This window comes from Halovibrio sp. HP20-59, from assembly GCF_033052795.2.
In the GTDB taxonomy this organism is placed as follows: domain Bacteria; phylum Pseudomonadota; class Gammaproteobacteria; order Pseudomonadales; family Halomonadaceae; genus Vreelandella.
On sequence record NZ_JAWJUW020000006.1, the window covers coordinates 214,471 to 238,926 of the forward strand.

Below are 24,456 nucleotides of genomic sequence, written 5' to 3' on the forward strand. Positions count from 1 at the left end.
TGTTAGTTTTGAGGTTGTTTTACGCTTATCGTGCCAAGTGATAGATATAATGGCTGTTAACAGCTGAATAGCTGAACGTTGTTTTGAGAAATTTTTAAAGAGTGATGAAAGAGTATTTTTATGTGACTAAAATTGAAGGCTTTAATACCATGTCTCCAACGGCTGCACCAGATGTTTTTCGACAACTAGCCGACAAGTTGTCCTACATTAGTGAAGAGAGCTTTTTTCAACACCTTGTGAAGTCCTTAGCGGGTATTCTCAAGGTCGATCATGCTGTCGTAGAGCATGTCGACAGCCAACAGGGTAAAGTCACCCGTCTGGCGGAGTGGTCTCAGGGTGAATTCAATGAGACAGCGCCGTATTCACTATCCAATACGCCCTGCCAACATGTCGTTAATCACTCTACCTATTTTGTTTCTTCCCAAGCAGGCCAACAATTCCCTGATGATAAGCGGCTGGCCGCGCTAGGCGTTGAGGGCTACTGGGGAGTCACCATGGTAGCACCGGATGGCAAACTTTTGGGTGTTATTGCATTGATGCATTCTTCCCCTTTAGTACTGCCGTTATATGCCGACGAAGTGCTACGCATAGCGTCCGTGCTGGCAGGCGCTGAATTGGCGCATCAATTAGCAGAAAGTAAAACGCGCGAACACCTATTATACAAAAATCAGGCGCTAAGACGGATAGGCCAACACAATGAAGCCTTGATGAATACCATCAGTGAACAGCAGCGCTTTCAAAACGCGGTGGTCAATGTCGCGACCGCCGTTGCAGCGGAAAATGGTGAAGCATTTCTGCATCAACTAACCGCTCATATGGCTGAGGCGTTGTCTGCAGAGGTGGGATTTATAGCCCTGCTAGATAAACAAGATGCTGATTTCGCACATACTTTAACGCTTTATGTCGATGGTCAGATTCAGGACAATTTTGCCTACTATCTACCAGGGGTGCCTTGCCACAAGGTGATGATTGAGCAGGAGTGCATCGTGGTAGAAGGGGCGGCCATTAGGCTTCCTACCGAAAGTAATGGGGCGCTTTCTTGGGTAAACGGCTATGTCGGTAGACGCTTGGATAACAGCCATGGCCAGCCGATGGGGCTTATTGGGGTGATGTTTCAAGCGCCACTGACCGATGTGGATAGCGTACGTAATGTGCTGCAGTTATTTGCTGCGCGAGCCGCTGCGGAGCTTGAACGCCAACAAGACGAAGAGCGCATACGGCAATTGGCTTTTTGTGATGCTGGCACCCGGTTGCCTAACCGTACTGCCTTTATGCAACACTTAGAGCAAGTGGTCGTCGATCCCCAATTCCCTCAATTTGCGCTATTGCTACTGGATCTTAACCACTTCAAAGAGATTAATGATACCGCTGGGCATGACTTGGGTGATTTAGTGCTTAAAACTGTCGCGGAACGGTTAACCGCGTCGTTAAGCAGTCACCACTATCTAGCCCGGCTGGGTGGTGATGAGTTTGTCGTGCTCTGTCCTGATATGGAGGCAAACCATGCGTTAGCCTTGGCGCAACGGCTAAGCGAAAGCATCGCGCTACCTTTCATTATTAGCCAGCAGTCATTCGCACTGTCTGTGGGGGTAGGTATTTCGCTTTATCCCCAGCATGGTTCAACCCCACAGGCGTTGCTCAAATACGCTGATATTGCGATGTATCAAGCCAAACGGGAAAAGCACACCATGTGTTTGTTTGAGCCGTGGATGGGGCGCGTTGTTTTTGAGCAGCTCAATTTTGCGAAACGCCTTGGCAGAGCGATTGCCGACAAGCAGCTGAACCTGCACTTTCAGCCCCAGGTGGAATTAAGCAGTGGTCGGTTGGTCGGCGCTGAGGCGCTGTGCCGGTGGCACGATGAGGAGCTTGGTGATGTGTCACCGGGCAAGTTTATTCCTGTCGCGGAGGAGCGCGGCATGATAGTGGCCCTTGGTAACTGGGTAGTCGAGCAAGCGTGTAGCCAACTTGCCGTTTGGCGAGTACAGGGCCACTCGATGCGGGGGCAGTTGGCGATTAATATTGCGGCCCAGCAGTTTGAAGAGGATGGCCTGATTGAGAGCTTGCTTGAAAGCTGTGCCCATTGCGGTTTGGAAGCATTGCAACTCAGCCTGGAAATTACCGAGAGCGGTATCATGGCCAATCCCGAAAAAGCGATTGCCATGACCGAAGCGCTCAAAAGCCATGGATTTGGGCTAGCCATCGATGATTTTGGCACGGGATATTCGTCGCTGGCTTATTTAAAACGCTTTGCCGCCGATAAAATCAAAATCGACATCTCTTTCGTACGCGATATGCTGATTAGCGACAATGACCGTGTGATTGTGGAAACGATTATTGCCATGGCGAATACGCTGGGATTAGCGACAATAGCGGAAGGTATCGAAACCCAGGCCCAAGTAGAGGCGTTGGTCGCGATGGGCTGCACCCAGGGCCAAGGTTATTACTTTGACCGGCCTCTAACCGCTGAGGTGTTTGCCCAGCGCTGGTTGAGCTAAATCATAACGTAGGTTTTGAATGCAGCGTTTGCGAAGGGCATTCTCCAAACTGCTGCTTATAGTCGTGAGCGAATTGGCCCAGGTGCCAGAACCCCCAATAGGTGGCGATTTCCGTGACCGACTGCTCTGGTGACGCCACCCGCAGCGCTCGACGCACACGGTTGAACCGCGTTAAACGTAAAAACTGCAACGGGCTAATGCCCAAAATCGTGGTAAAACTGTACTGCAGCGTGCGGCGGCTAACGTGGGTTAGCTGACAAAGCTCATCCATGGTCACCGGGCCATCCAAGTGCTCATCAACATAGCGCTTAACCCGATCCACTACTTCCTTGCGATGAGTGTAGCTGGGTGGCAGTGCATGGCTTGTTTGGTTGGTTTTGAGCAGCTCGAGGAGTCCCATTAGCAGAATATCTTGGTGTACCTTCTCGGCAATGGCGTCCTGTTGATGAGAAAGCAGGCGTTCAAGTAAAAACGCCACGTCGTGCAGCGTTCCCGGGGTAATGCAGCGCCGTGGTGAGGCGTGCCAATCCTTATCCAGCTCAACTCCCTGCTGCAGAGCGGCCGCCGTTAATGTCGGCAGGCGGATCACCAGCCCATAAATATCGAAAGCCTCTGGGGTGACCAGTTCAAAATCGTGCCCGCCGGGTCGGCACATCACTTCATGTTCGTTTAGCGCTTGTCCGTTGATTCGCGAACCAAGTGCGCGCGTGGGAATGCCTAGCCACAGTGAATCCTCCCATACTCGGCAGTCCTGGCGTAGCGCCTGCCCGGTATATTCTTTAAATACCTGCATGGCGGGCAACTCGACTTCATCCAGCCGTCCGTAAAAGCAGCCAGGGCTGAGCTGGTCGTATTCTTGCTGCCAACGTGTCAGGTGTTGCGCATGCTCATCGGCATCAAACGCCTCCTGCGTGCGTTTTTTTGGTGCAAACGCACTGTCGAGTGTTGTCACGTGGCTCTCCTCCTGGCGCTATAAAGGCTCATTTTTTTCTTGGTTAACGCCTCAGTGCTTTGTATCTATTGGGTTTAATAGAAAAGTAACGGGTTTGCCAAAACTCGATACTCGCTATCTATTGATAACGCTATGGTAAAGACAAGCAAGTTTTGTACCTCAACGCGCTATCAGCGCCAAGCATCCGCAATGCAAAGAGGGGAAGTCTCATGGCGCAGACCTATCACACCACGCTGGGAAGTCGCAGCTATCGCTTCGCGAGCCTAGCTGAGCTGATGGCCATGGCCACACCGCCCCGATCGGGTGACCGTTTAGCGGGGGTGATGGCAGAGAGCGCTGAAGAGCGGGTGGTCGCCCAAATGGTATTGGCTGAACTCCCGCTCACCACTTTTTTGAATGAAGCCCTGATTCCTTACGAAGAGGATGAAATCACTCGGCTGATTATCGATGACCATGACGCCGATGCTTTTGTCCCCCTCCGTCACCTCACCGTCGGCGATTTTCGTAACTGGTTACTCTCCGACCACGCTACCAGTGAGGTGTTAACAGAAGTACGCGCAGGGATTACCCCCGAAATGGCCGCTGCTGTCAGCAAGCTGATGCGCAACCAGGATTTGATTCTGGTGGCTAAGAAGTGCCGGGTCACCACCGCCTTTCGCAACACGATTGGTCTGCCGGGGCGGCTTTCAACGCGGCTTCAGCCCAATCACCCCACCGATGATGTGACCGGTATTGCAGCCAGCATCCTGGATGGCCTGCTCTACGGCAGCGGTGACGCGGTGATTGGCATCAACCCGGCGACGGATAACGTCGCTCAGAGCGTCAAGCTGATGCGCCTGATGGATGAAGTGATCCAGAAGTATCAAATCCCTACCCAATCCTGTGTGCTGACCCACGTAACGAACACGCTGGAAGCGATCGAGCAGGGCGCCCCGGTGGATCTGGTCTTTCAATCGATCGGCGGCACCGAGGCCACCAACCGCAGTTTTGGTTTTGACTTGAGCACTCTCGCCGAAGCTGAAGCAGCGGCGCAATCGCTCAACCGCGGTACGGTGGGGCGCAATGTGATGTATTTCGAAACCGGTCAGGGCAGCTCGCTCTCCGCCGACGCTCACCACGGGCTCGACCAGCAAACCTGCGAAGCCCGCGCCTACGCGGTGGCACGTAAGTTTAATCCGCTACTGGTCAATACCGTGGTGGGATTTATCGGCCCCGAGTACCTGTTCGACGGCAAGGAAATCACCCGCGCCGGGCTTGAAGATCACTTCTGCGGCAAGCTGCTGGGCGTACCCATGGGCTGCGATGTTTGCTACACCAACCACGCTGAAGCCGACCAAAATGATATGGATAACCTGCTGACGCTACTCGGCGTGGCGGGCTGCAATTTCATCATGGGTATCCCCGGCTCCGACGACATCATGCTCAATTACCAGACGACTTCCTTTCACGATGCGCTCTACGCGCGGCGGGTGCTGGGGCTCAAAGCGGCGCCCGAGTTTGAGCGCTGGCTCGAAGAGATGCAGATTTTCGAGGATGTCAGTACCCACCGGCTCAATGACCAGCTTCCCGCCGCCTTTGCCAACAGCCTGCGCCATCTGCCCAAGGAGCCACGTCATGGCACATGATCCATCATCACCCATCGTGGTGGAGAACCCCTGGGAGCGGCTGAATGCCTTTACCGACGCGCGAATTGGCCTGGGGCGTGCTGGGGTCAGCCTGCCGACCAGCAAACTGCTGGCATTTCAGTTAGCTCACGCTCAAGCACAGGATGCGGTTCACTGCTCGCTAGATGTGAACGCGCTGGCTGACGAGCTAACCCAAACTCTGAGTTTGTCTGAGACGCCGCTGCGCTTACACAGCCATGCCCAGGATCGCGCAATGTACCTGCAGCGGCCCGACTATGGCCGTCGCCTTAACGACGAGAGCCGTGAACACCTGCAGCAAGCCGCCGGCTCTCAGCAGCGCTTTGATCTGGCGGTAGTGGTGGTTGATGGGCTTTCCGCCTTGGCTGTACAGCAAAACAGCGCACCGTTTCTTAGCGCGCTCTACCAGATGCTTAATAGCGACGCCGCCGACTGGCAACTAGCGCCGCTGACCATTGTGGAGCAGGGGCGAGTAGCGATTGGCGACGAAATTGGCGCACTGCTCAATGCTGACGCCGTGCTAGTGATGATCGGTGAGCGGCCAGGACTAAGCTCGCCGGATAGCCTGGGGCTTTACATGACCTGGGCGCCGGAACCAGGGCTTAAGGATGACCGGCGTAACTGCATTTCCAACGTGCGCCCGGCGGGTTTACAAGTAGAAGAGGCTGCTCGACGCTTCTTTCTGCTGTTAAAAGAGGCCCATCAGCTCAAATTGTCGGGCATTAAGTTAAAAGACCGCAGCGAAGACGATGTGCTGGAAGGAGACACAGCACCAGGCTCGACGCGTAACTTCCTGGTGGCGGATTAGCGTCCCCCCAAAGCGACCTCCTATAACAACGATCACATAACAAAACGGAACAACGTTGGTAAACCACAGCACGCCGCTGACGACGATTTCGTTCCATACCATGAGGGCAAAACGATGACACAACCATCTGTTGATGAAGCGTATCTGGCCAAACGCCAGCTACGCAAAGGCACCGCTGGCTGGATACTGTTGGCGGGGCTTGGGGTTTCCTACGTTATTTCCGGTGACTTCGCCGGGTGGAACTTTGGCATTGCCGAAGCGGGCTGGGGCGGCTTTGCGATAGCCGCTTGTTTAATGGCGTTGATGTACTTGGCGCTGGTGCTATCGCTTGCCGAAATGTCTGCGGCGATTCCTGCCGCAGGCGGTGGCTACAGCTTTGCCCGCCAGGCCATGGGACCTGCCGGTGGTTACTTGACCGGGTTGGCAGTATTGATTGAATACGCCTTGGCCCCCGCGGCGATCGTGATTTTTATCGGCGCTGCAGTGGAATCGCTGCTGGGGATCAACGGGCCGCTCGTCTATCTGCTGTTTTATGCCATCTTTATCGGCATTCACCTGGCGGGCGTGGGGGAGGCGCTCAAAGTGATGATGGTAATTAGCGGCCTGGCGGTGTTTGCCATTCTGGCTACCGCGGTGGCGCTAATCGGTAATTTTGATGCGGCTAATCTGTTTGATATTGCCCCTACCGATGCAGCGGGCGCGAGCACCTTTATGCCCTTTGGTTGGTACGGCATTTGGGCGGCGCTGCCATTTGGTATGTGGTTGTTCTTAGCGGTTGAGGGCGTTCCGCTGGCGGCAGAAGAGGCCAAAGATCCCGCGCGAGATATGCCTAAAGGCATTATTGGCGCGATGCTGTTTTTGCTGTTCACCGCGCTTTTGGTCGTGGTGCTGCTGGCCGGTGCTGCGGGTGCCGAGATGATTGGTCAAAGCGGTGTACCGTTAGTCGATGCGCTGAACGTCGCGGGCAACCCGACGCTGGCCACGCTGGTCAACGTATTGGGGCTGGCAGGCTTAATTGCTTCGTTCTTTTCGATTATCTACGGCTACAGCCGTTTAGTGTTTGCGCTCTCTCGAGCGGGCTATTTGCCTAAGCGCCTGTCGCTGACTAGCGAGCGCAAAGTGCCCTATCTGGCGCTGATTGTGCCCGGTGTGTTTGGCTTTTTGGTCTCATTGAGCGGCGAGGGTGATTTGATTTTAGGCATGGCCGTGGTGGGCGCGACGATCTCCTACGCGCTGATGGCGCTGAGCCATATTATACTGCGGGTAAAGCAGCCGGATTTGCCGCGCCCCTATAAAACCCCAGGCGGGGTGGTCACCTCATCAATTGCTTTAGTGCTGGCAATTATTGCTCTCACAGGCGTCTACGCGTTTGATCCGCGCGCGTTTAACTACACTATCGTGCTGTTCATTGCCGGTGCCGCCTACTTTTTCCTTTACAGCAAAAATAACCTGGTGGCGAAAAGCGCCGAAGAAGAGTTTGCCCTGGTAGTCACTTCGCCTGAAGACCTTGAAGATAACGCCGAGACCCCGGTGGCGGTAGCCGCGACCAAGCTGTAACTGGCAGGGCTAATCACCTAGGCTAACGGATGTCTCTGAAGCCTCTGTGCCTCACGGTGCAGAGGCTTGTTTTTTTCGACGGAAGGTAAGGAGTGAACATGGTGCTAACCTTTGATAACCCTAACGAACAGCAACGCTGGTTTGCAGTGGATGATGGCGTTATGGGAGGTGTTTCCCAAAGTACGTTCAGCATTATTGATGGCGAAGGGCGTTTTCATGGCGAGGTGTCGCTGGAAAACGGCGGCGGCTTTGCCTCTGTTCGCCGTGAGCCCAACGATTTTGAACCCACGTTAGCGGATGCCCAAGGCATAGCGCTCACTGCGCGCGGCGATGGGCGTACCTATCAACTGCGCTTAAAAAGCGCTTCCCTTGGCGACGCCTCTGCCTATCGAGTGAAATTTACCCCTGCACAGAACGGTTGGGAAACGCTGTACTTCCCCTGGAGCGCCTTTGAGGCGGTACGGCGTGGCACGCTGCTCTCCGATGCGCCAGCTATTCAGCCAGCGCAGATTAACCAGTTGGGTTTTTTGATCGCCGACCGCACCGCAGGGCGGTTTTGTTTACAAGTGACGAGTGTTTGCGGCTACTAGAAAAAATGTATGTTACTAACCTACATAAAGCATGATTTTTTCCTCATTCATTCGTATGAGTTAATTGCCTTGGCGCACCAATACTGCTAATTTTATTCTGGTTTTACAATATCTGTATACCCCTTGTAAAACTTTGGTAGTGGTCAGTCCCATAATGCTTTGCACTCAGGAGATGCGGTAATGGCAATGGAAACGGTTCGTTTCGGCGGCGATGATATCGAAAATTCGCTGGCAAAAATGGATGATAAAAAACTCGATGAACTGGCCTTCGGCGCTATTCAGCTCGATGCCAACGGTAAAATCGTTCAATACAACGCAGCGGAAGGCGGCATTACGGGTCGTGACCCCAAAAGCGTGATTGGTAAAAACTTCTTTACCGACGTAGCGCCCTGTACCCAAAGCAAAGAGTTTCAAGGTCGCTTCAAAGAAGGCGTTAAAAGCGGTGACCTCAATACCATGTTTGAGTACGTATTTGACTACCAGATGACACCTACCAAGGTGAAAGTGCATATGAAAAAAGCGCTGTCTGGCGATGCGTATTGGATCTTTGTAAAGCGGTTATAAGACGGCTGATTGCCGCTTGGCCTATGGTTGATACGGTCGAGCGGCGTTTTCTTCTTGATGGGTAAAACCCTAGGCTTCATTAAGGATAGTAGGATGCCGCAATGGCTAACCGAAGCCGATTGTAAAGCGGTTTTGCAATCGCTACTTAGTGCCGAACTTACCGCTTACCGTGGGGAAGCTGCCCCCGATTGGCATCATGCGCCCATTATTGACTCGCTTGAAAGGCTGCACCTTGCTGCCTGTGTCAACGAGTTTTTCTGTTTATACGAGACGGGGGTAGAAGACCGTCTCTTGATGACACAACGTTTCGATGACTGGGCGTTGTTAGTAGCGCAAGCGGTCAACGAAACATCGGGACTTACGTTTCGCACGTCGGGAAGTACCGGAGCGCCCACCGCGCACTTACACCGTTGGGAACACATCGAAGCTGAGGCGAAGGCCTTGGCACAACGCTTTGCGTCGCTAACGCCGGTAAATCGAGTGGTTAGCTGGCTTCCGCTGCACCATCTTTACGGTTTTATGTTGGGCGTGGCGCTACCTGGCGTGGCGGGGCTTTCACGGGTAAGCGCAGATGGCGCGGCGTTACCCGACCTCTGTTCAGGCGACCTGGTCGTTACGGTGCCCCCGCGCTGGGATTACCTGGCGCGTTCACGCCGTTCATGGCCAACCAGTGTGATGGGCGTATCATCCACCGCACCATTATCAGCCACGACATCCACTGCGTTAATAGATCAGGGTTTGGCCGGGCTGTTGGATATTTATGGCAGTACCGAAACAGGCGGTGTGGCCACCCGCTGGCAGCGTGAAAGCCCTTATCAACTTTTAAGCCATTGGCAACGCCACGGCACTCAACAGCTGCAGCGCGTTGATGCTACCGCTGCCGTCCCCCTGCTGGATGAAACCCACTGGCTAGACGCGCGTACCTTTACGCTAAAAGGCCGCCACGATGACGTCGTCGCCATTGGTGGTGTCAATGTCAGTCCTAGCTACGTCGCTAAGCGGCTAATGTCGCTGGAAAGCGTCGCTGATTGCGCTGTTCGTACCACCGGGCAGGCCACTCAGCAGCGCTTAAAAGCCTTTGTAGTACCGTTGAAGCATGCCGATGAAACCGCCCTTGAGATTGATCAGCAGGTTGCCCAATGGCCTGTCGCCGAGCGCCCGGTAGGGGTTACCTACGGCGATGCCTTGCCCACCAATGCCATGGGCAAATTAGCCGATTGGTAAGCCAGCCGCTAAGTCCGCTTTTAAACAGGAATTTACGCTATGCGCGATGGGTGTCGTACGCTTGATGAAATTGAAGCGGTAGCGCTTGGGCGTCAATCGCTGGTGCTTTCAGAGCAGGAAAAACGTGCCATTGATAAGGCGCATGATTTTCTTTGTGGGGCGATTGAGCGCCGCCAGCGAATTTATGGTGTCACCACCGGTTATGGGCCGTTAGCCACCACGGACGTTGACCCTAGCCAGTCGGCGCTTTTGCAGCAGAATCTGGTCTACCACCTGTGCAGCGGCGTTGGTGAACCGCTGTCGCATCGCCACGTGCGGGCGATGATGGTGGCGCGCATTGCCAGCTTGGCCCAGGGCCACTCCGGCGCCAATCCGCTGCTCGTTGAACGGCTGCTTGCTTGGTTAGACGCCGATTTAGTGCCCCTGGTGCCATCGCGCGGCACTGTGGGGGCCAGCGGTGATTTAACCCCGTTAGCGCACTTGGCCCGCGCCCTAAGCGGGGAAGGGAAAGTGAGCCTAAAAGGGGGAGAGTGGATAGATAGCGCCATCGCACATCGCCAGTTAGGCTGGCAACCGCTGGTATTAAAAGGTAAAGACGCCATCTCGCTGGTCAATGGGACCTCGACCACCGCCGGCATTGCGGCGTTGAACACAACCGGTGCCCAACGCGCGGTAAAACTCAGCACGCTGCTGGTGCTGCTTTACGCAGAGCTGTTGGAAGGCCACCGGGAAGCCTTTCATCCCGCGATTGGCGAGCTACGCCCGCACCCTGGTCAGCAGCAGCTACACCGCTGGCTTTGGGGATTGTCGGCAACCAGCACGGCATTAATTCCCTGGCAGTCAACCTCGGCACCGCTGGCTGACATGCAAAACGGTATCGAACAAGACCGCCCTCTGCTCCAAGATGCCTACACATTGCGCTGTGCCCCCCAAGCACTCGGCGCGGCGTGGGATGTCGTCGAGCAGCACGCGCAAACGGTGCGCATTGAGCTGGCGGCGGTTACCGATAATCCGCTTTTATTTGCCGATGACGAACTTGTACTGCATGGCGGTAACTTTTTTGGCCAGCAGTTGGCGTTTGCCAGTGACCACCTCAATAACGCACTGGTGCAGATGGCGCTGTATAGCGAGCGGCGCATTGCCAGGATCACCGACCCGCTAAAAAACAAGGGGCTGCCCGCCTTTATGCAACCGCGTGATACCGGCTTGCACAGTGGCTTTATGGGCGCTCAGGTGAGTGCTACGGCGCTTGTCGCCGAACTGCGCAGCCACGCCATGCCCGCTTCGATTCAATCGATTCCCACCAATGCTGATAATCAGGATATCGTGCCGCTGGGAACCATTGCTGCTCGACGAGTCAGCACCAGTTTGTCACAGCTTTACGACATCTTAGCCATTGAGGCCCTAGTGCTGGCGCAGGGCGCCGAGTTGAAAGATCCTCACTCGCTTAGCCATGCGTCTCAAGCGTTATACGCGTGGGTTCGGCAATACGCCCCATCCCTTGATCAGGACCGGCCGCTAGCCGAGGAAATTGCGAGCGTATCAGCAGCGCTTGCCGACCCAGCGAGCGTAGCGCCGTTAATGGCCTTGTTAGCGTCGTCAGAAGCGTAGCGGCCCATTTTGAGAACCCAGTGTCCACCAAGGTCGTCTCGTATGTAGCTTGCCGATGAGTAACGCTAGCAGAAACCATCAGGAGTTTGCCCCGTGAAACACTCACCGGCGTATCGCTTAGCGACGACTATTTTGCACGGTTTCGACGAGTACCGTGCGCGCTTTAAAGCCATTACCCTTGATGCGCGACGGCGCTTTCGCGAGGCGGCATGGCGCGACGCCCAGCAGGCATCGGCGGAAAGGATTAATCTCTATCAGCAAAAAATCGACGTCACCCTGGGGCGTTTAAAGCGCACCTTTGACCCTGAGGTGGTCGCCCACTGTGAGTGCTGGCGCGATGCGCGTGGCTATTACGCCGAGTTGATCAGCCATCGGTTGGATTATGAGCTGGCGGAGACCTTTTTTAACTCGCTGTTCTGCTCAATTTTTCACCACCGGCATATCCGCAATGAGTGGATGTTTGTGTATAGCTCCCGCGAGGATGCTGCCCATCGCTCGGGAATTGAGCTGTGCCGCCGTCAAACGGTCAACGGCGATTGGCAAGGCGCGCTCAGATGGGCGCTGCTTGAGGCGAGCTTGGATAACCGCTTTGCGGATATAGACCGTGATACCCAGCTGGGGGCAAGCTTTTTGCAGCAGCACTTGCCAGCGACGATTTTGCACGCTGACGATGCGCAAATTGAGCTGCTAAAAAGCGTGTTTTATCGCAATAAAGGCGCCTACTTGGTGGGGCGTATTCGCGGCGGCGGCGAGCAGGTGCCACTAGTGCTGCCGGTGCTTCACGGCGAGGGCTTTGGCGACAAGGCCGATGCCGACCCCTGCCTGCACCTGGATACGGTACTGATCGAAACCGACGAGGTGTCGATTATATTCTCTTTCACTCGGGCTTACTTTCAGGTCGATGTACCGGTGCCGGGCGAGTTTGTCGCTTACCTACAACAGTTGATGCCGCATAAACCGGAGGGTGAGCTTTACGCCGCTATCGGCTTTTTTAAACATGGCAAAACCGAGTTTTTCCGCGCCTTGAATCGCCAGGTCGCCAAGCGTGACGACCAATTTATCATTGCCCCTGGCGTACGCGGCATGGTGATGGCGGTATTTGTACTACCCAGTTTTCGCACCGTGTTTAAAATCATCAAGGACAAATTCGATCCTTCGAAAGAGGTCACCCATGAGGTCGTGCGTGAAAAATATCGGCTAGTCAAACGTCACGACCGTGTGGGGCGCATGGCCGATACCCAGGAGTTCTCCAACTTTACTGTACGTCAGGATCATTTTTCGCCGGAATGCCTGGCGCACTTACTCGAGGTTGCGCCCTCCACGGTATTGCTGCGCGGTGATAAGGTCATCATTAAGCATTGTTATACTGAACGCATGATGACCCCGCTGAATATCTATCTTGAGCAGTGTAGCGACAAAGAAAAGGCGATGGTGCTCAAGGATTATGGCAATGCCATTAAGCAGATGGCGGCGGCCAATATTTTCCCCGGCGATATGCTGCTGAAAAATTTTGGCGTGACGCGTCATGGCCGCGTGATCTTCTACGATTATGACGAAGTCTGCTATCTGACCGAATGCCGTTTTCGGCATATGCCCAAAGCCTATGGCAATGACTTTCAGGGGGGCGGCGGCGAGAGTTTGTCGATTGGCGCCAATGATATTTTCCCTGAGGAGTTCGGCCCCTTTATGTTTGCTAATCCGGCGCTGCGCCGCCTATTTATGCAGCAGCATCCTGAGCTATTTGACCCTGATTATTGGTTGGAGCTACAGCAGGCGATAGTCGATGGTCGGGTGATCGACGTTTACCCTTATCGCAATAAGCAGCGCTTTGCGGGTAGCATTGGTCAATTGGTATATTAGAGTGGTTTTGGGTACGCAATGAAGCATCAGCAACGAGGTAACCATGTCAGCAAGCCCGCATTTGGTGGTGTTTACCGGCTCGGGGATTAGCGCCGAGAGCGGGATTAAAACCTTTCGCGCCAGCGACGGCCTGTGGGAGAACCATCCGGTTGAGGATGTGGCGACGCCTGAAGCCTGGCAGCGCGATCCGCAGCAGGTGTTGGATTTTTACAATCAGCGCCGCGAACAGATACGTCGTGCCAAACCCAACGCCGCCCACAAAGCGCTGGCGGGTCTTGAGCAGGCAGGGTTCAGCGTCAGTGTGATCACTCAGAACATCGACGACCTGCATGAGCGCGCAGGCTCTCGTCACGTGATGCACTTGCACGGCGAAATTTTAAAAGCACGGTCGTCAATAGACGAGCGTATGCGTTACCCGCTGCCTAAAGGCGGCATTGAGCTGGGCAATATCTGCGATAAAGGTAGCCAGCTGCGCCCGGACGTGGTCTGGTTTGGCGAGTCGGTGCCGTTGTTTGCTGAGGCCTGCGAACTGGTCAGCCAGGCAGATTTTCTCCTGGTGGTGGGCACTTCGCTGGCGGTGATGCCCGCCGCTTCGCTGTTGTCTTACATCGACTACGATACACCCTGTGCGTTGGTCGACCCGGAGGCGGATATGCTCAGCCCGCCGGGTGTCTTGGCAATTAACACCACCGCCGGTGAGGGCGTGCCGGCGCTGGTCAATCGCTGGAAACAGCAGGGTAATTTGTTGTTGTCTTAGGGCACTTATTGTTGAGCCAAAAACCACGCCTTCATCACGCCGGTAATCTGGGTGATTTCCGCTTCAGTGGTGATGTAGGCGGGCATGGTATACAGCCAACGCCCGATGGGGCGTAGCCAAACGCCCCGTTCGCGGGCGAAATCGCCGACGCCTGCTAGTGACTCAGCGGAGTGCGCCTCGATCACGGCGGTGGCGCCGAGTACTCGAACGTCGGCCACGGCTGGGTGTGCGTTCAGCGCTTGGTCCTCAACTAGCTCATGCTGCAGCTGCTGGCTGAGTGTCGCAATCTTACCAAGATAGTCTTCTTCTTCGAACACGCGCAGGCTTTCTAGTGCCACGCGGCAGGCCAGCGGGTTGCCCATGAAAGTGGGGCCGTGCATAAAAGCATGCTGGGGGCTGTCGCCGATAAAGGCGTCGTGAACACGGTCGTTAGCGAGTGTCGCGGCGTGACCCAAATAGCCGCCGGTTAAGCCTTTCGACAGCACCATGATATCCGGCGTAACGCCCGCATGGTCGGCGGCAAATAGCTTGCCGGTGCGGCCAAAGCCGGTGGCGACTTCGTCAAAAATCAGCAGTACACCAAACTCATCGCACAGGGCCCGCGCGCCGGTTAGATAGGCTGGTGAGGTCATGTTTAGACCGCCAGCAGCTTGCAGCAGCGGCTCCATCAGCAGCGCGGCGATCTCGTGATGGTGGCGCTCAAGCACATCACGCAGAGTGCTAAGGTCGTGCTCGACCTGTTCCGGTGTGGCGTTATAGGGCGCCGTGGGCGCTGGGGCAAAATGGTGCTGGGGCAGCAGGCTGGCGAATAGACTGTGCATACCTTCTTCCGGGTCGCAGACCGCCATGCAGCCGGTGGTGTCGCCGTGGTAGGCCTTCATCAGCGAGAGCATTTTTTGCTTGCCAGGGTGGCCGGTGAGCACTTGGTACTGCAAGGCCATTTTCATCGCCACTTCCATGCCTACCGAGCCACTGTCGGAGTAGAAGACATGATTCAGACCGGTGGGGGTGACGCGCACCAGTTCACGGGCCAACTCGTCGGCGGGTGCGTGGGTTAAGCCGCCAAGCATTACATGGCACAGTTCGCCGGCCTGCTCACGAATGGCCGCTACCAGGCGCGGGTGGCCGTAGCCGTGAATCATGCACCACCAGGAGCAGGTGGCATCCAGCATCCTCTCGCCGCCTTCAAGTACAAAGTGAGCGCCGTCACCGCCGACTACCTTGGGTGCGGGCGTTTGGGTTTTTAAGTGGGCATAAGGATGCCAAACCGACGTAGTCATAACGGCTCCAGGGAGAGGTAGGGGGCGGCAGTTGCGGCGTTGGGGGCATCAAGATGGGGGATAATGCCTATGCAGGGGGCTGCCAGCTTGGCGTTCAAATGGGCGATATTGGCTGCAAAGCGTGCTGGATTAAAAGCAAAGGCAGGGTCAACTATGCTGCCCGCCCAGCCTGCTAGCACCAAGCCGTCGGCGCGAATGGCTTCCGCCGTTAAGCGCGCATGATTCAAGCAGCCCAGTTTTAAGCCAACCACCAGAATCACCGGCAGCTCAAGTGCAATCGCTAGGTCAGCAAAATCTTCTTGCTCGTTTAACGGCACGCGCCAGCCACCGGCGCCTTCAATCAGGGTGAATTCTCTGGATGTTTGGGCAAGCGTTTCGCGCAGCACACTAACGATGGCGCTAATCTTAAGCGGCTGACCCGCCTCTAACGCGGCAAGATGAGGCGCAATAGCGGGAGCAAAGGTGAAGGGGTTAACTGTGGCATAGGCGACCGGCGGCACACTCTGCTGCTGAAGGGCGAGGGCATCGCTATTGCGCAGGCCTTCAGGCGTCGTTTGGCTGCCCGAGGCGATGGGTTTTAAGCCTAGCGTACTCCGCTGTTGTCGGCGGGCGGCATGCAATAAACCGCCGGTTACCAAGGTTTTACCTGCATCGGTATCGGTGCCGGTGACGAAATAGACACTCATCGGTTTTTTTCCAGTTGCAGCGTTAAGCAGTGGTAGCTCACCGGCAGGCCCTGTGGCTGGCGCAACGACTCAAAGCGTGCTTTGGCGGCAACGACATCAGCACGGGTTACCTGGGCGTTAGGCCGAGCCACCTGAGCGCCGACGCCTTTGATGGAAGCCATCACCGCGTTTAAGTCGGGGTAGTAAAAGCGCTCCACGGTGGTCGTTTGCTGAGTGATGGTCAGTCCGCTTTCAGTAATGGCCCGTTCGACGCTGGCATGGCTAGGTGTTTGCAGCAGTGCCTCGGGGCGCTGCCAGGCAAAGGCAATCTCTTCTAAGGTGCCGGGGAGTAAGGTGGTGATATGTGCGTGGCCGCTAGGTCGTAGCACACGGTAAAGTTCATTTATCACAGCGCCAATATCGCGGCACCACTGTACGGCCAGATTGGAGAACACTAGATCAAAGGCGCGGTCATCAAATGGCAACGCCGCTGCATCACCCACTTGCCAGTGGATACGTTCACCGTAGCGTTGGCGTGCCTGTTCCAGCATGCCGGGGGCTAGATCCAAACCGGCCAGCTTAGCCGCAGGGTAGCGTTCGGCCAAGCGATGGGTCCAATAACCTGTGCCACAGCCAAGATCGAGAAGATGATGGGCCTTGCCAGGCAGTGATTGCCACAGCGCTTCGCCGATATGGCGCTGGGCGTTGGCAAGCGCATCATAGTGAGGTGCCGCCCTAGAGAACGCTTTGGCGACCCGCGCAGACCAGTTATCTTCGCTCATCAGCGTGAGTTCAGTCACACAACCTCCACGCGGGCGTTAGTCATCTTAGCGGCATGGCGGCTAATCTCAGCGGTTAAGGCGTGGGGCTGCGATAGCATCGGGCAATGGCCAACGCCTTTTAAGCGTTCGCCCGCCCGGCGTTGGTCAGGGCTCATTAATGGATCATGCTCGCCGATGAGCGTGACGATCGGGCAGCTGGCAGCGGCTAAGCACGCCTGGTTATTGAGCGTTGCCAACCAGTCAAGCCCTTGGGAAAGCGTTTCGTGGTCGGCACTGGGTGACTCGCCCAGCAGTTCTGCCAGCCGCTGGTAAGCCTTTCGTGGATCGGGTTCACCCTGGGCCTGCCAGCGCAAAAAATGCCGCCAGGTGGCCTCCGGGTCGCGGCGAAAGGCACGCTGAAAGCTGGCAAGCTGGGCATGGCTAACACCCTCATCACTGCAGAACGTAGCCCCCGCGCCCAGCAAAATAAGCCCCCTAGGCGGTGGTAGGTAGTCGAGCAGGGCGGTGGCAAGCAACCCACCCAGGGACCAGCCTACCCATACGGCATCGCTGGGTAATGAGTTGGCCATGGATGCCGCTAACTGAGCGAGTGTTGGGTCGGTGGGTAGTGCGGGCATGTCAGCATACCCCGGCCACTCCACCGGCCGGGCGTCTATTTCGCTTGGCCAGCTTCCCTCAAGCAGCTGCCAAATACGCTGATCAATGCCCCAGCCGGAAAGTAGCGCTAGGCGTGGGTAAGACACACAGCCCCCTCACGTTGGCACTTTGCCAGCGCCTCAAGTAGACGGTCAATGTGGTCGCGGGTGTGGCGTGCGCTCAAGGTGATGCGCAGCCTGGCTTCACCGTTAGGCACCGTGGGCGGGCGAATCGCCCCTACGTGAATACCTAGCGTCTGCAATTGAGCAGCCCAGCGCAGCGTGCGCGCTTCATCCCCCAAAACCAGCGGCTGAATGGGTGTTTCAGAGGCGCTTAGCGGCAGACCCAAGTGCCGCGCTGCCTGGCGAAAGTAAGCGATATTGGCGTTGAGATGATCGCGGTGTTCGGGTTCACCCTGAACAATCGCCAGCGCTTTCAGCGTGGCGGCGGCAATCGCCGGAGGCTGGGCGGTAGTGTAAATATAGCTGCGCGAAAACTGGATCAGGTGTTCAATCAGCGCGGCATCTCCCGCCACAAAGGCGCCGGCGGTACCCAGCGCTTTGCCCAGAGTGCCGACGAGAATCGGCACTTCGGTATCTTCCCAATCACTGCCTGCGCAGCCGCTGCCGTTGTTGCCAAGCACACCCATGCCGTGGGCGTCGTCAATCATCAACCAGGCGTTACGTTGTTGGCTGACCTGGGCCAGTGAAGCGATATCGGCCACGTCGCCATCCATACTGAAAACGCCATCACTGACAACGAGTTTATGGGCGCACTCACTGCGCGCTAGTAGGCTATCGAGGTCGTGGGTATCGCGGTGATGAAAACGCCGCGAGCGGGCGCCACTAAGGGCAGCGCCATCGATGAGCGAGGCGTGGTTGAGGCGATCCTGGAAGATAGCCGTGTCGCGGTCGGCAAGTGCCTGCAATACGCCAAGATTAGCCATATAGCCGGTGGAAAACAGCAATGCACGTTCACGGCCCGTCCATTCGGCGAGGGCCTCTTCTAGCGCCTCGTGCACTTCCAAGTGGCCGCTGACCAGATGCGACGCCCCCGCACCGGCGCCGTAAAGCCGTGCGCCTGCCGCCTGAGCCTCGCTCACACGGGGGTCCTGAGCGAGGCCCAAATAGTCGTTACCGGCAAAGTCGAGGGTGTTGCTTTTGGCTACCTGCCGAGTTCGCCAGCGTTGCGTCTGTTGGCGATGCGTTCGGGCCTCGGCCAAGCGCTCTCGCCACGCTTTAGACACTGGCGTCTACCGCTAGCTCGGCAACGCGCTCGGTGTGTGCCTGCTGCTGAGCCTGTTGGGCAAGGCGCGCCGCCTGGGTGTCTTCACTTTCGCAGGTCTCGCGTTTTTCCGGATGCAGGCCCAGCTTGGCAAACAGCGCGCGGTCACGATCTACTTGGGGATTGCCGGTGGTCAGCAGTTTGTCACCGTAGAAGATCGAGTTGGCGCCGGCCAAAAATGCTAGCGCCTGGGTCGATTCGTTCATCTGCTCACGGCCAGCGGAGAGCCGTACATGGCTTTGCGGCATCATAATGCGGGCCACCGCAATGGCGCGGATAAACTCAATCGGGTCGAGGTCTTCAACGTTTTCCAGCGGCGTGCCGGGTACCTTTACCAGCATATTGATCGGCACGGATTCAGGGTGCGGAGAGAGCTTGGCCAATTGCTGTAGCAGGGCGCTGCGATCCCGGGCGTCTTCGCCCATACCCAGAATGCCGCCGGAGCACACTTTCATGCCTGCATCACGCACGTTGGAAAGCGTTTCCAAGCGGTCGCTGTAGGTGCGTGTGGTGATAATTTCGCCGTAGAACTCCGGCGAAGTATCCAGGTTATGGTTATAGTAATCGAGTCCCGCCGTGGCCAGACGGCTAGCCTGTTCGCCGTCGACCATGCCCAGCGTCATACAGGTTTCAAGGCCCGCCGCTTTCACCTGACGGACCATCTCTTCTACCAGCAGTAAATCTTTATCGCGGGGGCTGCGCCACGCCGCGCCCATGCAAAAACGGCTGGCACCGGCTTCTTTGGCGGCCTTGGCTTGTTCGACGACTTTTTCAATTTCCAGCAGCTTCTCTTTTTCCAGCTGGGTGTTGTAGTGGCCGGACTGGGGGCAGTATTTGCAATCCTCCGGGCAGGCGCCGGTTTTGATCGACAGCAGCGTAGAAACCTGCACCGCGTTGGCATCAAAGTGGGCGCGGTGAACCTGCTGGGCTTGAAACAGCAGGTCATTGAACGGCAGCGCGAAAAGCGCGTTAATCTCGTCTAGCGTCCAGTCGTGACGCTGCATATCGGTCGCGGTCATCATGTAAACCTTTTAACTTTTAATAGTTGACGAGACTTTAGCGGCGTTGCACTAAAGGTGTCAACGTTGGAAAGTTGTTAGGTTGACGGTGGGACATTCGTCAAAAGACAGTGCGCTCATTTATACTCTGCGCCTTTGCCACCTTTTGGAGCGCGGATGTCTGCTTTTGATAGCGCTGTTGGTAATGACTTGGACGCTGAGCGGCCAGCGAGGCGGGAGTTTAAAGCGCGGGGTAGCTTTGTAACCCGCTGCGAGCGTTGCCAACTGCCGGCGCTAAATTGCTTATGCCCGTATCAAGTGAAGGCGGAAAGCGGTGCTCAGGTATGGCTGCTGACGCACCGGATGGAGCATTATAAACCGACCAATACCGGGCGTTTGATTCGCGATGTGATCACGACGACCCAGGTATTTACCTGGTACCGCACGGCGCCTGATGCTCAATTGGCTGTACTGTTAGAAGACCCCCGCTACGCGCCCTTTGTGGTTTTCCCCGATGACCAGCCCGACTACGCGGACCGCGTGGTGGGTATAGAGGCGGTTCTCGCGGCAAAGCACGAGGCGCGTATCCCGGTGTTTATCATTTTGGACGGCACCTGGCGTCAGGCGCGGCGTATGTTCCGCAAAAGCCCTTACCTGGATGCGTTGCCGGTGCTGCCGCTGCGCACTGAGCGGGAAACCCGCTATCGGTTGCGTAAACCGGCGTCAAAATCACATCTTTGTACTGCGGAAGTGGCGATTGAGCTGCTGCGTCAGGGCGGGGATACGGTTGCTGCGGACGTACTGGATGACTACTTTGAGGTATTTAATGATAGCTACGCGGCGAGCCGATTGCATCACAAAATCGACCCGCCGACTGCAGCGATGCGGCGCCTAGCCGCCAAACAGAGCGCCAGCGATTCTGAATCCGGCCACCCAGGTGCCCACCGCAGAGCCTAGCGTGGCGAGAATAAACACCAAAAGGGTGCGCGATACGCGGTTTTGCCACCAGCCTTTCAGCTGCGTGACATCTTGGCGTAACGATGAAAAATCGCGCACTTTAGGTTTGCGCATATAAAGCTCAACCCCAGCGGCCACAAAGCCCGCGCCGATGGTGGGATTTAGCGAGGTCAAGGGGGCGGCAAAGAAGGTGGCGATGACCGTCACCGGGTGCGCCATGGCGATAATCGTCGCACCGCCGGAAAGAATGCCGTTAATCAAGAACCACTCAAGCACCAATTGCCAGCCAAGGTCGGTGTTGCGCGAAAAACCAATCGCAAAGCCGGTGAGTACCAAGGCGGTAATCAGCCAGGGCAGCGCTTTCCAAAGCTTAGACGGCGGCGGAGTGGCTTCTAGTGATTCACGCTCTTCCTTCGGGTCCGCAGGCAGTGGGACTTCAAGGTGTTCGCCGGTGCCTTTTAGGTGACCGGCGCCCAGCACTACGAGCACGTGTCGGTAACGTCCCGGCGGCGCTTCTTCGGCTAAGCGTAGCGCCATGTAGCGGTCGCGTTCACGAATCAGTGGGGTATACAGCGCTTCGGATTCGGCGGCAAACTCGCTGAAGGTGGCTTCCAGCATATCACCCTCTTTGAGCTTTTCGATGTCCTCTTTAGAGACATCCTGGCGGGAAAGCACGCTGCCGATAAGCCCTGAAAATAGTGAAAAACGCTGCCACCAGGGCACATTGCGGTAGATGCGTTTCAGCGTTACGCCTACATCGCGGTCAATCAGCAGAAGTGGTAGTTGGCGGCGGCTAGCTTCTTCAACGGCGGCGCGCATTTCGGCGCCAGGCTGAATGCCGGACTGGTCGGCAATGCGCTGCTGAAACGCGCCCAGCGCCAGGCTTGCGGCAACCATGCCCGCTTTGCCTTCTTTAAAGACTTGAAAAAGATCCTGCTCGCCCATGGCATCGGGATTGGACAAGCTGTGGTGGCGGGCGTCACATAACTCAATGGCCACCGCATCAAAGGTATCGTTATTCAAAAGCGCACGAACATCGTCGGCACTTTCGGCGGACACATGAGCCGTGCCTAGCAGGGTGTAGCGAGTCTCACCGATAGTGAACGTTTTTAACGGCCCGCTGGTGGTCGGTAGCGAAGTCGGGGTTTCAGCCGGCGACCCCGCTTCTGCGTTGGGCGTTTCGTCGTGAGATGTATCTTCGTGGTTCATTAACAGCTCTCAAATCGATCAATAAGGGGGGCAGGCTTGAAGTGCTTAACGCCGCCAGAAAGCAGGGGTAAACAGCACGAGCACCGTAAAAATTTCCAGGCGACCGAGCAGCATGGCCATCACCAGGATCCACTTCGCCAAGCTGGGCATGTCGCCATAGTGGGTGCTGGCTTCGCCTAGGGCGGGGCCAAGGTTGTTGAGCGCAGACCCCACCGTCGACCAGGCGGTTACCTGATCAACCCCGGTCGCCATGACGCCCACCAGCATTAAAAAGAACAGCATCACGTAGACCGAAAAAAAACCCCATACGGCTTGAGCAATGCTGTCGGGGACACTGACTTTGCCCACTTTAACCGCAATCACCGCGTTGGGGTGGATCAGCCGCATGATTTCGCGCATGCCCTGTTTGATGATCAAAATAATCCGTATCACCTTCATGCCCCCACCGGTCGAGCCTGAACAGCCCCCCACGAACGCGGCCATGAACAGCAAAAAGGGCAGCGCGCCGGGCCACATGGAGAAGTCGGCGACGCCAAAGCCTGCGGTTGTTGCCACCGAAACGACCTGGAAGACCCCGTGGCGTAGGCCGCGCATTGTGTCGTAAGTGTCGGTTAACCACAGGGAGAGCACCGTGACCACGGACAGCGCGAGCAGAAATAGCATTAAAAAACACGCTTCTGAGTCGTGGAAGTAATGCAACAAGCTTTTTTCACGCCAGGCGATAAAGTGCAGGCTAAAGCTGAATGCTGAAATCAACATAAAGCCTACGCAGATCATCTCGATGGTGGCGCTGTCGAAATAGCCGATGCTGGCATCGTAGGTGGAAAAGCCGCCGTTGGCGATGGTGGAAAAACTATGGCTTAAGGCATCGAACCAGCTCATGCCCGCTAGCATATAGGCGATCATGCAGGCCAGGGTGAGCGCGGCGTAGATGTACCACAGCGCCTTGGCAGTTTCGGTAATGCGCGGCGTGAGCTTGGAGTCTTTTAGTGGCCCAGGAATCTCGGTGCGATACAGCGCCATACCACCAACGCCTAGGGTGGGCAAAATGGCAACGGCCAAAACGACGATCCCCATGCCACCCAGCCATTGGAGCTGCTGGCGATAGTAGAGAATCGACTCGGGTAAAAAATCGATGCCAGTAATCACCGTGGCACCGGTGGTGGTCAAACCGGAAAACGACTCAAAGACTGCATCGGTCATGCCCAGCGAGCCGTCGCCGAACAGCATCAGCGGCAGCGAGCCGAACAGCGCCAGCACGGTCCAGAACATCGCGGCAATAATAAAGCCATCGCGGATGCGCAGCTCTTTTTGCGAGTGACGATTAGGTAGATACAGCAGTAGCCCTGTGGCGACGGAAATCGCCATGCCGCTAATAAAGGCGTTCCATACGCCATCCCGGAACCACAGTGAAATCAACGTGGGGGGGAGCATGGTCAGGCTGAACAGTATTAGCAACAGCCCCAAAATGCGTAAAATAACCCGCAGACTCATGGTTGCCGCATGCTCCTGTTATTAGCAGCCGGTGGCCGTGATTCGAGGGTGATCAAAAGAACGTCAAGCCGACTTGGAACAGGCGCTCCACGTCGCGAATACGGCGCTTGTCGATCACGAATAAAATCACGTGGTCGCCGCTCTCCACCATCACATCACCATGGGCGATGATGACCTCCTTGCCGCGCACAATCGCGCCGATGGTCGTGCCGTCGGGTAGGCCGATCTCGCGGATGGTACGCCCGACCACCTTGGAGGACTGCTTGTCGCCGTGGGCGATGGCTTCAATGGCCTCGGCAGCGCCCCGGCGCAGCGAGTGAACGTTGACAATATCGCCGCGCCGCACGTGGGTGAGCAGGCTGCCGATGGTCGCCTGCTGAGGCGAAATGGCGATGTCGATCTCGCCGCCTTGCACCAAATCCACGTAGGCGGCGTTGTTAATCAGCGTCAGCACCTTCTTGGCGCCTAAGCGCTTGGCGAGCAGCGACGACATGATATTGACCTCATCGTCGTTGGTCAGCGCGCAGAAGATATCGCACTCTTCGATATTCTCTTCTTCCAGTAGCCGCTTGCTGGTGGCGCTACCGTGGAGCACCACGGTGCGATCCAAGCGCTCAGAGAGGGTGGTGCAGCGTTCCAGGCTATGCTCAATGATCTTGACCTGATGGCTGTGTTCCAGGTGCTCGGCCAGCCGCTCGCCGATGTTGCCACCCCCGGCGATCACGACGCGACGGAAATCCCGTTCGACACGGCGCAGCTCGCTCATTACCGCACGTATATCGCGCCGGGCAGCAAGGAAGAATACCTCGTCGTCAGCTTCAATGACCGTATCGCCGCGAGGGATAATCGGCCGGTTGCGGCGGTAAATCGCCGCCACCCGGGTATCCACGTTGGGCATATGGCGACGCAAAAAGGCCAAGTCCTGACCTACCAGCGGGCCGCCGTAGAAGGCTTTCACCGCCACCAGCTGTACCAGGCCACCGGCAAACTCCAATACCTGTAGGGCACCGGGGTGCTCAATCAGGCGGCGTACGTGGTCGGTGACCACCTGCTCGGGGCTGATCAGTACATCAATAGGGATCGCTTCGTG

21 protein-coding genes are annotated in these 24,456 nt (G+C 56.5%); 11 read left to right on the forward strand and 10 right to left on the reverse strand.

What is annotated here, in order from left to right:
• Positions 1-122: 122 nt before the first annotated feature.
• On the forward strand, positions 123-2,495 hold the full coding sequence (locus RZA33_RS09560; RefSeq protein WP_317507620.1) for a putative bifunctional diguanylate cyclase/phosphodiesterase: 2,373 nt from the start codon (positions 123-125) through the stop codon (positions 2,493-2,495).
• Position 2,496: 1 nt separating this feature from the next.
• On the opposite strand, the gene RZA33_RS09565 is transcribed toward RZA33_RS09560, so the two are convergent.
• Entirely contained in the window at positions 2,497-3,447 is a 951-nt protein-coding gene (locus RZA33_RS09565; protein ID WP_317507621.1) for a helix-turn-helix domain-containing protein, read from the reverse strand.
• Positions 3,448-3,656: 209 nt separating this feature from the next.
• Here RZA33_RS09565 and RZA33_RS09570 point away from each other — a divergent pair, with 209 nt between their 5' ends.
• The 9 genes from RZA33_RS09570 (at position 3,657) to RZA33_RS09610 (ending at position 14,061) form a co-directional block, all read left to right on the forward strand.
• On the forward strand, positions 3,657-5,072 hold the full coding sequence (locus RZA33_RS09570; protein WP_317507622.1) for an ethanolamine ammonia-lyase subunit EutB: 1,416 nt from the start codon (positions 3,657-3,659) through the stop codon (positions 5,070-5,072).
• Positions 5,062-5,898, forward strand: coding sequence for an ethanolamine ammonia-lyase subunit EutC (gene eutC / locus RZA33_RS09575; protein ID WP_317507623.1), 837 nt, complete (start codon positions 5,062-5,064; stop codon positions 5,896-5,898). The genes RZA33_RS09570 and eutC overlap by 11 nt, the downstream gene beginning before the upstream one ends.
• Before the next feature lie 114 nt (positions 5,899-6,012).
• Positions 6,013-7,455 carry an ethanolamine permease gene (gene eat / locus RZA33_RS09580; RefSeq protein ID WP_317507624.1) on the forward strand — a complete coding sequence of 481 codons (1,443 nt, stop codon included), beginning with the start codon at positions 6,013-6,015 and terminating at the stop codon, positions 7,453-7,455.
• 98 nt (positions 7,456-7,553) lie between these two features.
• The gene (locus RZA33_RS09585; RefSeq protein ID WP_317507625.1) at positions 7,554-8,045 is read left to right on the forward strand and encodes a CIA30 family protein; all 492 of its coding nucleotides are present in this window, start codon (positions 7,554-7,556) and stop codon (positions 8,043-8,045) included.
• Between the two features lie 180 nt (positions 8,046-8,225).
• The gene (gene pyp, locus RZA33_RS09590; RefSeq protein ID WP_317507626.1) at positions 8,226-8,609 is read left to right on the forward strand and encodes a photoactive yellow protein; all 384 of its coding nucleotides are present in this window, start codon (positions 8,226-8,228) and stop codon (positions 8,607-8,609) included.
• Positions 8,610-8,702: 93 nt separating this feature from the next.
• On the forward strand, positions 8,703-9,833 hold the full coding sequence (locus RZA33_RS09595) for an AMP-binding protein (protein ID WP_317507627.1): 1,131 nt from the start codon (positions 8,703-8,705) through the stop codon (positions 9,831-9,833).
• Positions 9,834-9,872: 39 nt separating this feature from the next.
• Positions 9,873-11,444, forward strand: coding sequence for an aromatic amino acid ammonia-lyase (locus RZA33_RS09600; protein ID WP_317507628.1), 1,572 nt, complete (start codon positions 9,873-9,875; stop codon positions 11,442-11,444).
• A 93-nt stretch (positions 11,445-11,537) separates the two neighbouring features.
• Positions 11,538-13,304, forward strand: a complete 1,767-nt coding sequence (gene aceK / locus RZA33_RS09605; RefSeq protein ID WP_317507629.1) for a bifunctional isocitrate dehydrogenase kinase/phosphatase — start codon at positions 11,538-11,540, stop codon at positions 13,302-13,304.
• Positions 13,305-13,347: 43 nt separating this feature from the next.
• The gene (locus tag RZA33_RS09610) at positions 13,348-14,061 is read left to right on the forward strand and encodes an NAD-dependent deacylase (RefSeq protein WP_317507630.1); all 714 of its coding nucleotides are present in this window, start codon (positions 13,348-13,350) and stop codon (positions 14,059-14,061) included.
• A gap of 5 nt (positions 14,062-14,066) precedes the next feature.
• Here RZA33_RS09610 and bioA read toward each other — a convergent pair whose 3' ends face one another.
• The 6 genes from bioA to bioB are packed head-to-tail and all read right to left on the reverse strand — an operon-like array spanning position 14,067 to position 19,727.
• The gene (bioA, locus tag RZA33_RS09615) at positions 14,067-15,341 is read right to left on the reverse strand and encodes an adenosylmethionine--8-amino-7-oxononanoate transaminase (protein WP_317507631.1); all 1,275 of its coding nucleotides are present in this window, start codon (positions 15,339-15,341) and stop codon (positions 14,067-14,069) included.
• A complete protein-coding gene (bioD, locus tag RZA33_RS09620; protein WP_317507632.1) occupies positions 15,338-16,027 on the reverse strand; it encodes a dethiobiotin synthase in 690 nt (229 codons plus the stop codon). The genes bioA and bioD overlap by 4 nt, the downstream gene beginning before the upstream one ends.
• Positions 16,024-16,788, reverse strand: a complete 765-nt coding sequence (bioC, locus tag RZA33_RS09625; protein ID WP_416337860.1) for a malonyl-ACP O-methyltransferase BioC — start codon at positions 16,786-16,788, stop codon at positions 16,024-16,026. The genes bioD and bioC overlap by 4 nt, the downstream gene beginning before the upstream one ends.
• A 14-nt stretch (positions 16,789-16,802) precedes the next feature.
• Positions 16,803-17,531, reverse strand: a complete 729-nt coding sequence (locus tag RZA33_RS09630) for an alpha/beta fold hydrolase (protein WP_317507634.1) — start codon at positions 17,529-17,531, stop codon at positions 16,803-16,805.
• On the reverse strand, positions 17,513-18,670 hold the full coding sequence (bioF, locus tag RZA33_RS09635; RefSeq protein WP_317507635.1) for an 8-amino-7-oxononanoate synthase: 1,158 nt from the start codon (positions 18,668-18,670) through the stop codon (positions 17,513-17,515). Before bioF ends, RZA33_RS09630 begins: the two co-directional genes overlap by 19 nt.
• Positions 18,663-19,727, reverse strand: a complete 1,065-nt coding sequence (bioB, locus tag RZA33_RS09640) for a biotin synthase BioB (protein WP_317507636.1) — start codon at positions 19,725-19,727, stop codon at positions 18,663-18,665. Before bioB ends, bioF begins: the two co-directional genes overlap by 8 nt.
• A 156-nt stretch (positions 19,728-19,883) precedes the next feature.
• On the opposite strand from bioB, the gene RZA33_RS09645 reads away from it, so the two are divergent.
• Positions 19,884-20,663 carry a tRNA-uridine aminocarboxypropyltransferase gene (locus RZA33_RS09645; protein ID WP_317507637.1) on the forward strand — a complete coding sequence of 260 codons (780 nt, stop codon included), beginning with the start codon at positions 19,884-19,886 and terminating at the stop codon, positions 20,661-20,663.
• Here RZA33_RS09645 and RZA33_RS09650 read toward each other — a convergent pair.
• From RZA33_RS09650 to trkA, 3 genes are all read right to left on the reverse strand, one after another.
• Positions 20,598-21,872, reverse strand: coding sequence for a TraB/GumN family protein (locus RZA33_RS09650; protein WP_317507638.1), 1,275 nt, complete (start codon positions 21,870-21,872; stop codon positions 20,598-20,600). The two genes, RZA33_RS09645 and RZA33_RS09650, sit on opposite strands and share 66 nt — an antisense overlap.
• Before the next feature lie 45 nt (positions 21,873-21,917).
• Positions 21,918-23,366, reverse strand: a complete 1,449-nt coding sequence (locus RZA33_RS09655; RefSeq protein ID WP_317507639.1) for a TrkH family potassium uptake protein — start codon at positions 23,364-23,366, stop codon at positions 21,918-21,920.
• 52 nt (positions 23,367-23,418) lie between these two features.
• A partial coding sequence (gene trkA / locus RZA33_RS09660) for a Trk system potassium transporter TrkA (protein WP_317507640.1) occupies positions 23,419-24,456 on the reverse strand: 1,038 nt, incomplete at its 5' end.

What these genes read in the sequence shown, in the direction of transcription:
- RZA33_RS09655 (WP_317507639.1), bottom strand. Translation starts at nt 23,366, where the DNA reads ATGAGTCTGCGGGTTATTTTACGCATTTTGGGGCTGTTGCTAATACTG.
- RZA33_RS09610 (WP_317507630.1), top strand. Translation starts at nt 13,348, where the DNA reads ATGTCAGCAAGCCCGCATTTGGTGGTGTTTACCGGCTCGGGGATTAGC.
- RZA33_RS09595 (WP_317507627.1), top strand. Translation starts at nt 8,703, where the DNA reads ATGCCGCAATGGCTAACCGAAGCCGATTGTAAAGCGGTTTTGCAATCG.
- bioA (WP_317507631.1), bottom strand. Translation starts at nt 15,341, where the DNA reads ATGACTACGTCGGTTTGGCATCCTTATGCCCACTTAAAAACCCAAACG.
- RZA33_RS09570 (WP_317507622.1), top strand. Translation starts at nt 3,657, where the DNA reads ATGGCGCAGACCTATCACACCACGCTGGGAAGTCGCAGCTATCGCTTC.
- RZA33_RS09645 (WP_317507637.1), top strand. Translation starts at nt 19,884, where the DNA reads ATGTCTGCTTTTGATAGCGCTGTTGGTAATGACTTGGACGCTGAGCGG.
- eat (WP_317507624.1), top strand. Translation starts at nt 6,013, where the DNA reads ATGACACAACCATCTGTTGATGAAGCGTATCTGGCCAAACGCCAGCTA.
- bioD (WP_317507632.1), bottom strand. Translation starts at nt 16,027, where the DNA reads ATGAGTGTCTATTTCGTCACCGGCACCGATACCGATGCAGGTAAAACC.
- RZA33_RS09650 (WP_317507638.1), bottom strand. Translation starts at nt 21,872, where the DNA reads ATGAACCACGAAGATACATCTCACGACGAAACGCCCAACGCAGAAGCG.
- bioC (WP_416337860.1), bottom strand. Translation starts at nt 16,788, where the DNA reads ATGAGCGAAGATAACTGGTCTGCGCGGGTCGCCAAAGCGTTCTCTAGG.
- RZA33_RS09600 (WP_317507628.1), top strand. Translation starts at nt 9,873, where the DNA reads ATGCGCGATGGGTGTCGTACGCTTGATGAAATTGAAGCGGTAGCGCTT.
- RZA33_RS09585 (WP_317507625.1), top strand. Translation starts at nt 7,554, where the DNA reads ATGGTGCTAACCTTTGATAACCCTAACGAACAGCAACGCTGGTTTGCA.
- eutC (WP_317507623.1), top strand. Translation starts at nt 5,062, where the DNA reads ATGGCACATGATCCATCATCACCCATCGTGGTGGAGAACCCCTGGGAG.
- bioB (WP_317507636.1), bottom strand. Translation starts at nt 19,727, where the DNA reads ATGACCGCGACCGATATGCAGCGTCACGACTGGACGCTAGACGAGATT.
- pyp (WP_317507626.1), top strand. Translation starts at nt 8,226, where the DNA reads ATGGCAATGGAAACGGTTCGTTTCGGCGGCGATGATATCGAAAATTCG.